Source organism: Actinomycetospora sp. (genome assembly GCF_055612215.1).
This window is the reverse complement of record NZ_JBVPVA010000939.1, coordinates 1-12439: the sequence shown is the minus strand read 5'-3', so window position 1 is coordinate 12439 and position 12439 is coordinate 1. Positions and strand designations below refer to the sequence as shown.

Below are 12439 nucleotides of genomic sequence, written 5' to 3'. Positions count from 1 at the left end.
TGCCCGTCCTGCGCGTCCGACTCGCACTGGGTGGACCTCCCGGCCCGGCTGTCCGATCGTCGCCCCCCGGCGATCGGCGGTCGTCGCGGGATGGGTCCGGACCGTTCTCCCCTCACCCCGGGTACCCCGGTCCGGACCCATTCCGCATCCCTGCACATGCCGCACCCCCGTCGCTCCGGCGGCGACTGACGCCACCTGCGCCCCGGGGTCAGGTCGCGGCACCCACCGGTGCGGCGTGGCCGCTGAGGTGCTCGTGGACCAGTCGGACGGCCATCGCGCCCTCGCCGACGGCCGAGGCGACCCGCTTGACCGACCCGCTGCGCGCGTCCCCGACGGCGAAGACCCCGGGCGCGCTGGTCTCCAGCGGCAACGGGCCACGGCCGATCTCGGAGAAGGCCTCGGCCCCGCGCTCGGCCGCCGCGGGGCCGGTGCGCACGTACCCGCCGCTGTCCAGGTCGAGGGCGTCCGCCAGCCACCCGGTGCACGGGTCGGCGCCGATGAACACCATGAGCTCGCGGGCCTCCACGCGATTCCGCTCCCCGGAACCGGTGTCCTCGACGAGGACGGCGTCCAGCACTCCCCGCTCGCCGAGCAGCTCACGCACCTGGCTGTGCACCATCACCTCGATGCGCCCGTCCGCGAGGATCCGGTCGGCGAGGTAGCTGGACATGAACTCGTCGAGCGTGTGCTCCCGGACCACCATCCGGACCGAGCGCGCGTGGTCGGCGAGGAACAGGGCGGCCTGGCCCGCCGAGTTCCCGCCGCCGACCACCACGACGGGGTCGTCGGCGCAGATCCGGGCCTCGATCGCGGTGGCTGCGTAGAAGACGCTGTTCTCCTCGAACTCCTCGAGTCGCGGGACCGGGAGTCTGCGGTACCGCGCGCCGGTGGCGATGATGACGGTGCGGGCGGTGGCCCGCCCTCCGTCGTCCAGCGCGACGACGTAGTGGCCCTCGTCGCGGTCCAGGGTTGTCGCCGCCGCCGGGATCCAGGTGCTCGCGCCGAACTTGTCGGCCTGGACCACCGCCCGCTCGGCCAGTTCCGCGCCGGAGATACCGGCCGGGAACCCGAGGTAGTTCTCGATCCGGGACGAGGTCGCCGCCTGCCCGCCGGCCGCGACCCCGTCCACCACCACCGTGCGCAACCCCTCGGAGGCGCCGTAGACCCCTGCCGCCAGCCCCGCCGGACCGGCCCCGACGACGAGCAGGTCGCAGGTGGCGGCCTCGTCGGACGGCGCGGGGAGCCCGATCATCGCCGCCAGTTCGGCGTTGCTCGGATTGCGCAGGAGGTGTTCCCGCCAGACGACCAGCGGGGTGTCGCTCGGACCGATGCTCAACCGGCGCAGCGTGCTCTCGGCCTCGACGTCCGTCTCCAGGTCGATGCAGCGGTGCGGGAGCCGATTGCGACCGGCGAAGTCACGCAGCCGCGCGTAGTCCGCCGAGAACCGGGACCCGATGATGCGGAAGCCGGCCCCGAGGTCGATCGCCAGACCCCGCCGGACCAGGAAGGCCCGCAGGATCCCGTCGCCGAGACCGGAGTCCTCGGCGATCGTCCGGCGCAGCTGCTCCACCGGCACGGCGAGCACCTCACCGGCGGCCACGACGACGTCCGTGAAGAACGACACCTGCCCGGTCAGCAGGCCGAGCTCGCCGAGGAAGCGGCCGGGTCCGTGGACCGCCACCACCCGCTCGTCCGGGGTCTGGTAGCCCTCCAGTACGGCGACCTCACCCCGCAGGACGACGAAGAACGCCGGGGCCGGCTCACCCTCGGCGAGCAGCACCTCGCCCTCTCCGACGGTGCGGCGGTCGCCGTGTTCGGCGAGCAGGTCGATCTGGGCCGGTTCGAGCCGCGGGAACGCACCGGCGTGGTCCGGCGTCTCCGCGGTGCCGCGCCACTCGGCCGCGCGGGGCGCGCTCATGTCAGCCTCTCGTCGACGAAGCACCAGCGCCACGACTCGCCGAGCTCGAAGGACTCGACGATCGGATGGGCCTGCGCGCCGGCGTGTGCGCGGGCGTGGCGGTTCGGCGAGGAGTCGCAGCACCCCACGTGACCGCAGGTGAGGCAGAGCCGCAGGTGGACCCACGACGAGCCGATCCGGAGGCAGTCCTCACATCCGTGCGTGGTGTGCGGCACCACGGGGCGGACGAGGGCCAGGTGCGGGTCGGGTGGAAGCGTCACGTCTGCTCCTCGGGCTGTGCGCGCTGGTCGGGGGCGGGCGGAAGCGTCCGCTGCACCCAGTCGCGCAGGGCGGGCAGCGGCATCGCGCCGGATCGGCGGTCCAGGACCTGCCCGTCACGCTGGACGATCAGGGTGGGCACCGCCTGGACGGCGAAGCGTCGCGCGATCGTGGCCGACCGGTCGATGTCGACCTTGACCAGCTTGATGCGGCCGGCGAGCTCGCCGGCGAGCTGCTCGAGGGCCGGGCTGACCATCCGGCACGGCCCGCACCACGTGGCCCAGAGGTCCACCAGGACCGGGACGGACGCGTGGTCGGCGACCGCGGTGAAGTCGTCGTCCCCGGCCTCGGTGATCCAGGGCAGTGGCCGGTGACAGTGGCCGCAGCTGGGGCTGCCCTCGGCGGCCGCCGGCACGCGGTTGACCCTCCCGCAGTGCGGACACCGGACCGTCGAGGCGCGCTGCTCGGCGGGGGCGCTCACGTCGCGCTCCCCGCCGGTTGCTCCGCATGCGTGACGACGAGCTGTCCCGCGTCCGCTTCGACGCGGACCGTCGCACCGTCCGGCACGGCGTCGCGCAGGAGCGCCCGGGCGATCCGCGTCTCCACCTCGCGGGCGATGAACCGGCGCAGCGGGCGCGCACCGTAGACCGGGTCGTAGCCCTCGCGGGCGATGAGGTGACGCGCCTCGTCGCTGATGTCGAGCACGATGTTGCGGTCGTCGGCGAGGCGCCGACCCAGATCCCGCACCATCAGCTCGACGATCCGCTCGATCTCGTCGAGGGCGAGCGGGGTGAAGAGCACGGTCTCGTCCACCCGGTTCAGGAACTCGGGTCGGAAGTGCGCGCGCAGTTCCGCCATGACCAGCTCCCGGGCGTCCGGTTTGAGCTGGCCGTCCGGGGTGACGCCGTCGAGGAGGTACTGGGACCCGATGTTCGAGGTCATGATGATCACGGTGTTGCGGAAGTTCACCGTGCGCCCCTGCGCGTCGGTGAGCCGGCCGTCGTCGAGGACCTGGAGCAGCGTGTTGAACACGTCCGGGTGCGCCTTCTCGATCTCGTCGAAGAGCACCACGGCGTAGGGCCGCCGACGCACCGCCTCGGTGAGCTGCCCGCCCTCGTCGTACCCCACGTAGCCCGGGGGCGCGCCGACCAGCCGGGACACCGTGTGCCGCTCCTGGTACTCGCTCATGTCGATGCGGACGACGTTGTCCTCGGAGTCGAACAGCGCCTCGGCGAGGGTCCTCGCCAGCTCCGTCTTCCCGACACCGGTGGGGCCCAGGAAGATGAACGATCCGGTGGGCCGCCGCGGGTCCTTCACTCCGGACCGGGCACGGATGATCGCGTCGGCGACCACCTGGACGGCCTCGTCCTGGCCGACGACCCGCTCGTGCAGCAGCTCGTCGAGGCGCAGCAGCTTGTCCCGCTCGCCCTCGGTCAGGCGGGTCACCGGGATACCGGTCCAGAGCGAGACGATCTCCGCGATCTCGTCGGCGGTGACCTCCTCGCGCAACAGGCGGTTCCCGGACTGTTTGCCGACCAGGTGCTGTTGCTCGGCCTCGAGCTTGCGTTCCAGCTCGGCCAGCCGGCCGTAGCGCAGCTCGGCCGCCCGGTTGAGGTCGTACCGGCGCTCGGCGTCGGCGATGTCGTGACGGGCCTGCTCCAGCTCGGCGCGGAGATCCTGCACCCGGCGGATCGCCCGCCGTTCGGCCTCCCACTGGGCGCGCATGGCGTCGGCCTCCGCACGCAGGTCGACGAGCTCACGGCGCAGTTGGTCGAGCCGGGCCACGCTCGGCGGGTCGTCCTCCTTCGCCAGGGCCGCTTCCTCGATCTCCAGGCGCATCACCCGGCGCGTGATCTCGTCCAGCTCCGCGGGCATCGAGTCGATCTCGGTGCGCAGCCGGGCGCAGGCCTCGTCGACGAGGTCGATCGCCTTGTCCGGCAGGAACCGCTCGGTGAGGTACCGATGGCTCAGCGTGGCGGCGGCGATGAGCGCGTTGTCCTGGATCCGGACGCCGTGGAACACCTCGAGTCGCTCGCGGAGCCCGCGCAGGATCGAGATCGTGTCCTCGAGGGTCGGCTCGTCGACGTACACGGGCTGGAAGCGACGCTCGAGTGCGGCGTCCTTCTCCACGTGCTTGCGGTACTCGTCGAGCGTGGTCGCGCCGATCATGTGCAGCTCGCCGCGCGCGAGCATCGGCTTGAGCATGTTGCTGGCGTCCATCGAGCCCTCGGCCGCACCCGCACCGACCACGGTGTGCATCTCGTCGACGAACAGCAGGATCTTGCCCTCCGCGGCCTTGATCTCGGACAGCACCGCCTGCAGCCGCTCCTCGAACTCACCTCGGTACTTCGCGCCGGCCACCAGCAGACCCATGTCCAGGGCGAAGATGGTGCGATCGCGCTGCCCCTCGGGCACGTCGCCGTCGACGATGCGCTGCGCGAGGCCCTCCACGATCGCGGTCTTGCCGACGCCGGGATCGCCGATCAGCACCGGGTTGTTCTTCGATTTGCGGGACAGGATCTGCACCACGCGACGGATCTCGGCGTCCCGGCCGATGACCGGGTCCAGCCGCCCCGACCGCGCCGCGGCGACGAGGTCCTGGCCGTACTTCGCCAGGGCCTCGTAGGCCCCCTCGGGGGTGGCCGAGGTGACGCGCTGGTTGCCGCGGACCGAGGTCAGCTCGGCCAACACGCGCTCCCGGCTCACGCCGTAGCGCTCCAGGACCCGCCCGGCCGCGGTGCTGCGTCCCTCCTCGGTCAACGCGACGAGCAGGTGCTCGACCGAGACGTACTCGTCGGAGAGACGTCCGGCCTCCCGCTCCGCGGCCTGCAGCAGCCGGGCGAGCCGCTGGGTCACCGACACCTGCCCGGGCTGGGTGGCCGGCCGGGTCGTCCGGGGCTTGTTCGCCAGCTCGGCCTCGAGGTCGCCCCGCAGCGCGTCCAGGTCGACCCCGAGGCCGGTCAGCAGGCGGGTCACCAACCCGTCCGGTTGGTCGACGAGCGCGAGCAGCAGGTGCTCACCGTCGACCTCGGTGTGCCCCGACCGGGTCGCCAGGTCCTGGGCGTCCGACAGGGCTTGTTGGGACTTCTGGGTCAGGCGGCTGAGGTCCATTCAGGCACTCCGTCCTGCGTCGCTGCGGTCCGGGCCGGCGGACGACCGCTTGCGCAGCTCGTCCTCGAGGACGCGGATCTGGTCCAGCAGCTCGATCACGAGACCGAGCGCCGCGTAGTTCAGTGACAGCCCCGAGCGGAGCCGCTCGATGCGGGCCACGACGGCGACCTGACCCGGCGGGAACCACAGCCGGCCGTCGGCGTCCCGGGTCGCCCGCAGGAGCCCGAGCGCGACGAACCGGCGCAGCAGGCCGGGATGTGTCCCGGTCTCCCGGGCGAGTTCGTCGGCGCTGAGCCGACGCACCGGCCTGGGGACCGGCAGGTAGCGAACGATCATCCCGTCGCCCTCCGTCTCGGCGCGTCCCCCGGGTCGTCGGCGCCGCGGGGCGTGACCGGGTCGCGACGCGGGTCGAAGGCGGAGGTCTCGGACAGTTCCGCGAACAGCTCCCGCTCACGGGGCGTCGGCCTCGCCGGAACCATGATCGTGACCTCGGCGTAGAGGTCGCCCGGCGTGCCGGTCGGGCGGGGCATGCCCTCCCCCCGCAGCCGCAGGCGTCGCCCGGTCGAGGAGCCGGCGGGCACGGTCACCTTCCGCTCGCCCCCCGGTGTGGTGACCGGGACCGTGGCGCCGAGCGCGGCCTCCCACGGCGCCAGGGGCAGGGAGACGGTGATGTCGCGACCGTCCACCCGGTACCGGGGGTGGGGCAGGATGCGGACGACCAGGTAGAGGTCCCCGGACGTCCCGGAGCCCCGTCCCTGCCCGCCCTCACCGGCGAGCCGGATGCGCTGTCCGTCGATCACCCCCGGCGGGATCGTGACGGTGTAGGTGCGGGGCTCCGCGGTCCCGCTCAAGGTGATCGACCGCTGGCCGCCGCGGTACGCCTCCTCGACGGTCAGCGGCAGCTCGGCCTCCTGGTCCGCCCCGGGCATCGGTCCGGCCCGACCCCGGCCGAACATGCCGCCGAGCAGGTCGTCCAGGTCGATCCCACCGGCTCCGCCGAGGTCCCCGAAGTCGACGAAATCCCCGAAGTCGCCGTCGGTCGTGTAGACGGTGCGCCCGCCGCGGTCCGGTCGGCCTGCGCGGGCTCCCGCGCGGGTGCCGCCCGCCCGGACACGCTGCTCCCAGTCCTCCGGGACCTGCCGGAAGTCCTCGCCGAACCGGTCGTAGCGCGCGCGGAGCTGGGGATCGGACAGCACGTGGTAGGCCTCGTTGACCTCCTTGAACCGCTCCTCGGCGGCCGGGTCCCGGTTGATGTCCGGGTGGTTGTCGCGGGCCAGCTTGCGGTAGGCCTGCTGGAGCTGGTCGGCGTCCGCGTTCCGCGGGACGCCGAGGACCTCGTAGTAGTCGCGGGCCACCGGTCAGCCCTCCGGGTCGTGGGCGACCGTCACCGCGGCGGGCCGCAACGACCGCTCCGCGTCCCCGTAGCCGGGGCGCACCACCTCCACGACCGACCCCGGCTCGGAGCCCTCCGTCGTCGGGACGACGGCCACCACCTCGTGGCGGGTCGGGTCGAACGGCCTCCCGATCTCGTCGCGCCGTGGGTAGCCCAGCTGGGCGAGCACCGCGAGCGCCTCCTGCCTGATGGCCCGCACCCCCTCGACGATCGCCCCGGGGTCCGCCTCGGCGTGCTCCAGCGCCAGGTCGATGTTGTCGATCACGGGAAGGAACGCCGCGGCCACCCGGTCCCGCTCCGCCGCGAGCTCCCGGGGGAGCTCACGGCTGTAGCGCTTGCGGAGGTTGTCCAGATCGGCGAGGGCCCGGCGCCATCGGTCCTCGAGCTCGGCGACCTCGGACCTGTCCCCCGCGGGACGGGCCTGGGCCTCCTCCGGCCGCTCCCCGGACCCGCCGGGCGTCGGGGCCCCACCGTTGCGGCCCGCGTCGTCCTGGCCCCCGGTCTCGGGGGTCGGTCCTCCCCCGGTGGCCTCCGGGGGCACCGGGCCGTCTTCCTGCCCCTCCGCGTGCCCGCGCTCCGTCATCGTGGCGCCTCAGCCGCGATGGAACTCGGCGTCGATCACGTCGTCCTCGGCACCGGCGTCCGCGGACCCGGCGCCGTCGCCGTCGGGCCGCGGATCCGCCGCGGACCCGCCGTTCGTCCCCGAGCCGGCGGCCGACACGGCCCGCAACCCACCGAGGACTCCCTGGAGCTCGGCGGTGAGCTCGCGCGTCCGCTCCATCGGCGCCTGGTCGGCGACGGCCTGCCGGGCGTCGGTCAACAGCATCTCCGCGCGGGCCCGCTCGTGGGCGGGAGCCGCGTCGCCGAGCTCGTCCAGCCGACGTTGCACCTGGTAGACGGTCGCGTCGAGCTCATTGCGCGCGTCGATCTCCTGGCGCAGCAACGCGTCCGCCGCACGGTTGCTCTCGGCCTCCTGCACCATCCGCTCCACCTCGGACTGGTCGAGCGTCGACGTGTCGGAGATCGTGATGCTCTGCTCGGCGCCGGTGTCCCTGTCCCGGGCGGTGACGTGCAGGATCCCGTTGGCGTCGATGTCGAAGGTCACCTCGATCTGCGGCTCACCCCGCGGGGCCGGGCGGATGTCGGTGAGCTGGAAGCGGGCTAGCACCCGGTTGTCGGCCGCGCGTTCCCGCTCGCCCTGCAGCACCACGACGTCGACCGCCGGCTGGTCGTCCGCCGCGGTGGAGAAGACCTCGCTGCGGCGCACGGGGATCGTCGTGTTGCGCTCGACGATGCGGGTCATCACCCCGCCCTGCGTCTCCAGGCCGAGGGACAACGGGGTGACGTCCAGGAGCAGGACGTCCGAGACCTCGCCCGTGAGCACCCCGGCCTGGATTCCGGCGCCGGCCGCGACGACCTCGTCCGGGTTGACGGTCATGTTCGGGTCGGTCCCGCCGGTGAGGCTGCGGACCAGCTGCTGCACCGCCGGGATGCGGGTGGAGCCGCCGACCAGGATGACCTCGTCGATGTCGTTCTCGCCGACCTTGGCATCCGTCATCGCCTGCCGGACCGAACCCCGGGTCCGCTCGACGAGGTCCTCGGTGATCTGCTCGAAGGTCGAGCGCATCACCGTCGTGGTGAGGTGCTTGGGCCCGTTGGCGTCGGCGGTGATGAACGGCAGGCTCACCTGTGTCTGGGTCACCGAGCTCAGCTCGATCTTCGCCCGCTCCGCGGCCTCGAAGAGACGCTGCAGTGCCTGCGCATCGTTCCGCAGGTCGATGCCGTTCTCCTGCTGGAACGCATCGGCGAGGTGGTCGACCAGGCGACGGTCGAAGTCGTCGCCGCCGAGGTGCGTGTCGCCCGCGGTGGCCCGCACCTCCACGACGCCGTCGCCGACGTCGAGGATGCTGACGTCGAAGGTCCCGCCGCCGAGGTCGAAGACCAGCACGGTCTCGTGCTCACGCTTGTCCATCCCGTAGGCGAGAGCGGCCGCCGTCGGCTCGTTGATGATCCGCAGCACCTCGAGTCCGGCGATCCTGCCGGCGTCCCGCGTGGCGGTCCGCTGCGCGTCGTTGAAGTACGCGGGCACCGTGATCACGGCCTGGGTGACCTTCTCGCCGAGGCTTCGACCGGCGTCGTCGGCGAGCTTGCGCAGGATCATCGCGCTGATCTCCTCCGGCGCGTACAACCTGTCGCGGACCTTGATCCGCGCGTTGCCGTTCTCGTCGGGCACGACGTCGTAGGTGACCTGCCCGGCCTCCTCCTCGACCTCCTCGAACTTGCGTCCGATGAACCGCTTGACGGAGTAGGTGGTCCCCTTGGGGTTGAGGATGGCCTGGCGGCGCGCGAGCTGTCCGACGAGCCGCTCGCCGGTCTCGGTGAACGCCACGAACGACGGCGTGGTCCGCCCGCCCTCCGCGTTGGGGATCACGGACGGCTCACCGGCCTCGTAGACCGCGATCACCGAGTTCGTGGTGCCGAGGTCGATTCCCACTGCCCTGGCCATCAGCTCTCCCACCCCAGGGTCCGGACGGCGTCCGCGGCCACGTCCTCGTCGACCATCAACTCGTAGGTGCTGGGGCGCATCACCGTGGCGGAGGCGAAGTCCCGCCGTCCGCCCTGCAGGGCGTGGACCAGCAGTCCGAGCACGGCGCCGACGATCGCCCCGAAGACGAGCCCGTACACGGTGAGGAGCAGCCAGCCGATCAACGGGGTGATCCAGGCGAGCAGCCCGAAGAACCATCCGATCAGTGCGCCGGTCACGGCGCCGCCGGCCGCTCCGCGCAGCGCTGCCCGGGGGTAGTCCAGCCGGCCCGTGACCTGCTCCACCAGTTCGAGCTCACGCCCCACGATGGCGACCCGTTCGACGGGGAAGCCGCGGTCGGAGAGGGCGTCGACGGCCTGTTCGGCGTCGGCGTAGCTCTGGAAACTGGCGATGGACCGGCGTGGTGGGGCGCCCGGCACGGCGGTGTGCGCCGGCGGTGTCGTGACCCGGGAAGGCTGCTCGCTCATCGTCATGTGTCCTCGGTTCGTCCTCACTGGCATGGGCCGGCGGCGGATGGGCCGACGGGAGCGACGGCTGCCCGCGGCCGACCAGGACCGACGTGCTCCTGCACGGTCACACCCGGGCCGCGGGACCGCATCGACTCCCGAGCGGCAAGACCGCGGGTCCGGCTCGCCCCGTCAGGTCCAACGCGGCGCACCCGCCACTCCACCGGCCCACGGCACCGCGGGGCCTGGGGGCGAGATGAGCTCCGTCCCGGGTGCCGTCGGTCGGCCGGCCACGCCGATGTGGTCCTGGGAGCACGAGTCGTCCGGCCGCTGTTCGGGCTCCCGGGCCGGTATGCCCGGTCGAACCGGGATGCGAGGGTGCGGCTCGCTGACGGACCGTGGTGGGCGGGGAGGTGACCCGAGGTGACACGACCCACCGGGGTCCGGGTGTTCGAGCGGTTGTTCCGCGCCGCGGGGGGAGTCGACATCGGCAAGCAGGACGTCCGGCGCTACCGCGCGTTCGTCGACGCGATGATCGACGACCTCGCGATCACGGGCCGCAACTCGGCGAGGTGGAACGGGCGGGACGTCATCGCCCCCGCCGACCTCCCGATCACCACGGGCCTCCGTGAGCGGATGCGGGAGTTCGACGAGCTCGACGTGGCCGCCGAGGTCCGGGAGCTGCTCCGGCAGGACCTGCGGCGTCCGCCGGGCGACGTCACGTTCTCGGAGGAGACCGAGGAGCTGTTGCCCGAGGTGTTCGGCGGCCTGAGCGTGGTGTTGGCGCGGTCCTTCACGCTGATCGACCCGAGCCTGGTCAGACCGGGGACGGAGCACTGGGATCGTGTCTTCGAGCTCTTCCGCCTGATGTGGTGAGGCGGTGCGCTCCCCGACGACGGCGGACGGGTCAGCCGTAGGGCTCGTGCCTGCTCCACCCGTCGCGGCGGGACCAGAGGAACACCGTGCGCCCCAGGACGGGGGCCAGCCACAGGTGCGAGAGCCGGTCCTGCTCCGGCGGTGGGACCGGTGGAACCCCGGCGGCACGGACGAGAGCGTCGAAGGCCTCCGGCGAGAGTCCCGTCCAGCCGACGGTGAGGTAGAGCTGGCGCTCCGTCGCGCCACTGCGCTGCCGCAGCGCACGCAACGCCCGCGCCGCCGGTCCACCCGCCAGCGAGTCCCGCAACGAGGGCACCACGCTGGACATCCCCCGGCCCGCGGCGGGGCCCGGGCGCAGTGTCACCGTGGCCGGGCGACCTGGTGAGTCGGGGTGACCGAGCAGCTGCGCGGGTCCGGTGTGCACCAGCCAGTGCAGGTCCGGCACCGCCGCGATCAGCGCCGCCGGGAGATGGCCGGGGCTGGGAACGTCGTGGGCCTCACACATCCGGGCCGCCACCGGGAAGATCTCCCGTACTCGAGGCAACCGGCGCACGTCGTTGATCACCACCTGCCACCACCAGCAGGCCGGCGCGGTCCACTGCACGTCCGACTCGCGCAGGAGATGCGCCAGGAGGAGATCCTCGACCTCGCCGAGGGTGGCCTCCTCGAGTGCAGCCCGCCGGCCGTCCGGATAGATCAGACTCATCGTCCCGTGGGCGCCGGACGGGTGCTCGGTGCTCGCACCGAGCACCCGGGCCGCCACCTCGGCCGCCGCCACCTCCCTCGGCATGAGGGTCGTCGGCGTCCGGGATCGGAGGTCCCGCTCGTCAGGCACCGTGTCCGGGTTCCGTCCGCGGCGCGCGGGTGGGGCGCTGCCCGGGGCGCCCGGGGGCATGCCTCCCCGTCCCGGTGTCGATGATCGCCCGGTGCCGGGCCGGCGTGTGCGGCTCCGCCACCTCGTCGAGTCCGCCCGGGCAGCGAACCGCCGCCCAGGACATCTCCCGCGGGTGCGCACGGTCGAAGGCGCCGCGGTAGAGCGCGAACACCCGGGCGAGCGGGTCGTCGTCCAGGTCGTGCAGGACCCTGGGCGTGAGTCCGGTCAGCTCGAGCACGCCTCCCCGGGCCGCCATCCTCACCTCCACCGCGTGCAGCAGGGCGAGGAGACGCGCGTCGAGCCGTTCGACACCGGACAGGTCGAGGACGAGGTGGCGCGACCCGCCGTCGAGCAGGCCGCGCAGGTGCGCGCCGACCGCTCTCGTCACCGCAGCGTCGACCGCGCCGCCGAGCACCACCGCCGCGTGCCGGTCGGCACGTTGGGCCGCCGCGATCGTGATCGAGCCGGCGTCGTCGGCGAACGCCGTCGTGATCGCCGCTCGAAGGGTGCGCTCCAGCTCGGCGAGGGCCGCCTGACGGGCCACCGCGGGGGGCGCCTCCGCGGCCGAGAAGATGCCGCTGTCGTACACGACCGGCATCCCGGTTCTCCTGGTCGACATGGGCTCCACGGTGCGCCGTGTCGGGGCCGGGGGCTTCGCCCCGCCGTCGCGAGAAACCCGCTCGACGTCGACATGCCGAGACAGGGTCGCCCGTCGGCGCCCCTGCCCCGACGGGTCGATGACGCCCCGAGAGATCCACCCCCTCGGGTCGGTCCGGCTCACCGGCGCCCCAGACGAGGGTGGCTCCGCAGGTTTGCCCGCCGGGTCGAGGCGTTCATCCTCACGGCCACTTCGGCACGACCGAGAACAGCGCAGCGAGGAGGACCGATGCCCGACCTCGAGCAGCGACACCCCCGATCGACCGCGCCGGGCGCATCCCGCACGCTGGTCGTGGGTCTGCTCGCCGATCCCGACACCCCGTCCGAGATCGCGACGAGGCTGGTCGACGAGCTCCCGACC

The 12439-nt window shown here is 73.1% G+C and carries 12 protein-coding genes; 1 reads left to right on the top strand and 11 read right to left on the bottom strand.

The genetic code is table 11. From position 1 onward, the window contains the following. Window positions 1-208: 208 nt before the first annotated feature. From AC0CYZ_RS25645 to AC0CYZ_RS25605, 9 genes are read right to left on the bottom strand one after another with little or no spacing between them, the layout of a single operon-like run. Window positions 209-1918, bottom strand: a complete 1710-nt coding sequence (locus AC0CYZ_RS25645; protein WP_472220602.1) for an FAD-dependent oxidoreductase — start codon at window positions 1916-1918, stop codon at window positions 209-211. After that, entirely contained in the window at window positions 1915-2178 is a 264-nt protein-coding gene (locus AC0CYZ_RS25640) for a UBP-type zinc finger domain-containing protein (protein ID WP_472220600.1), read from the bottom strand. The genes AC0CYZ_RS25645 and AC0CYZ_RS25640 overlap by 4 nt, the downstream gene beginning before the upstream one ends. Next, window positions 2175-2657, bottom strand: coding sequence for a thioredoxin (trxA, locus tag AC0CYZ_RS25635; protein WP_472220598.1), 483 nt, complete (start codon window positions 2655-2657; stop codon window positions 2175-2177). Before trxA ends, AC0CYZ_RS25640 begins: the two co-directional genes overlap by 4 nt. Continuing rightward, entirely contained in the window at window positions 2654-5287 is a 2634-nt protein-coding gene (gene clpB, locus AC0CYZ_RS25630) for an ATP-dependent chaperone ClpB (RefSeq protein WP_472220596.1), read from the bottom strand. The genes trxA and clpB overlap by 4 nt, the downstream gene beginning before the upstream one ends. Further along, window positions 5288-5623: a chaperone modulator CbpM gene (locus tag AC0CYZ_RS25625; protein ID WP_472220594.1), complete on the bottom strand. Its 336-nt coding sequence runs from the start codon at window positions 5621-5623 to the stop codon at window positions 5288-5290. Further along, entirely contained in the window at window positions 5620-6642 is a 1023-nt protein-coding gene (locus tag AC0CYZ_RS25620) for a DnaJ C-terminal domain-containing protein (protein WP_472220592.1), read from the bottom strand. The genes AC0CYZ_RS25625 and AC0CYZ_RS25620 overlap by 4 nt, the downstream gene beginning before the upstream one ends. A gap of 3 nt (window positions 6643-6645) precedes the next feature. Continuing rightward, window positions 6646-7263, bottom strand: coding sequence for a nucleotide exchange factor GrpE (locus tag AC0CYZ_RS25615; RefSeq protein WP_472220590.1), 618 nt, complete (start codon window positions 7261-7263; stop codon window positions 6646-6648). 9 nt (window positions 7264-7272) lie between these two features. Further along, complete coding sequence (gene dnaK, locus AC0CYZ_RS25610) at window positions 7273-9186, bottom strand: molecular chaperone DnaK (RefSeq protein ID WP_472220588.1); 1914 nt, start codon at window positions 9184-9186, stop codon at window positions 7273-7275. Further along, window positions 9186-9692 carry a YflT domain-containing protein gene (locus AC0CYZ_RS25605; protein WP_472220586.1) on the bottom strand — a complete coding sequence of 169 codons (507 nt, stop codon included), beginning with the start codon at window positions 9690-9692 and terminating at the stop codon, window positions 9186-9188. Before AC0CYZ_RS25605 ends, dnaK begins: the two co-directional genes overlap by 1 nt. 402 nt (window positions 9693-10094) lie before the next feature. On the opposite strand from AC0CYZ_RS25605, the gene AC0CYZ_RS25600 reads away from it, so the two are divergent. Further along, entirely contained in the window at window positions 10095-10547 is a 453-nt protein-coding gene (locus tag AC0CYZ_RS25600; protein ID WP_472220584.1) for a DUF1931 family protein, read from the top strand. Between the two features lie 31 nt (window positions 10548-10578). Here AC0CYZ_RS25600 and AC0CYZ_RS25595 read toward each other — a convergent pair whose 3' ends face one another. Together AC0CYZ_RS25595 and AC0CYZ_RS25590 are read right to left on the bottom strand one after the other, a co-directional pair. Continuing rightward, window positions 10579-11337, bottom strand: coding sequence for a hypothetical protein (locus AC0CYZ_RS25595; RefSeq protein ID WP_472220582.1), 759 nt, complete (start codon window positions 11335-11337; stop codon window positions 10579-10581). Window positions 11338-11374: 37 nt separating this feature from the next. Then, window positions 11375-12019, bottom strand: a complete 645-nt coding sequence (locus AC0CYZ_RS25590; protein WP_472220580.1) for an STAS domain-containing protein — start codon at window positions 12017-12019, stop codon at window positions 11375-11377. Between the last annotated feature and the right edge of the window lie 420 nt (window positions 12020-12439).

What these genes read in the sequence shown, in the direction of transcription:
- AC0CYZ_RS25605 (WP_472220586.1), bottom strand. Translation starts at nt 9,692, where the DNA reads ATGAGCGAGCAGCCTTCCCGGGTCACGACACCGCCGGCGCACACCGCC.
- AC0CYZ_RS25645 (WP_472220602.1), bottom strand. Translation starts at nt 1,918, where the DNA reads ATGAGCGCGCCCCGCGCGGCCGAGTGGCGCGGCACCGCGGAGACGCCG.
- AC0CYZ_RS25625 (WP_472220594.1), bottom strand. Translation starts at nt 5,623, where the DNA reads ATGATCGTTCGCTACCTGCCGGTCCCCAGGCCGGTGCGTCGGCTCAGC.
- AC0CYZ_RS25615 (WP_472220590.1), bottom strand. Translation starts at nt 7,263, where the DNA reads ATGACGGAGCGCGGGCACGCGGAGGGGCAGGAAGACGGCCCGGTGCCC.
- AC0CYZ_RS25590 (WP_472220580.1), bottom strand. Translation starts at nt 12,019, where the DNA reads ATGCCGGTCGTGTACGACAGCGGCATCTTCTCGGCCGCGGAGGCGCCC.
- AC0CYZ_RS25595 (WP_472220582.1), bottom strand. Translation starts at nt 11,337, where the DNA reads ATGCCGAGGGAGGTGGCGGCGGCCGAGGTGGCGGCCCGGGTGCTCGGT.
- clpB (WP_472220596.1), bottom strand. Translation starts at nt 5,287, where the DNA reads ATGGACCTCAGCCGCCTGACCCAGAAGTCCCAACAAGCCCTGTCGGAC.
- dnaK (WP_472220588.1), bottom strand. Translation starts at nt 9,186, where the DNA reads ATGGCCAGGGCAGTGGGAATCGACCTCGGCACCACGAACTCGGTGATC.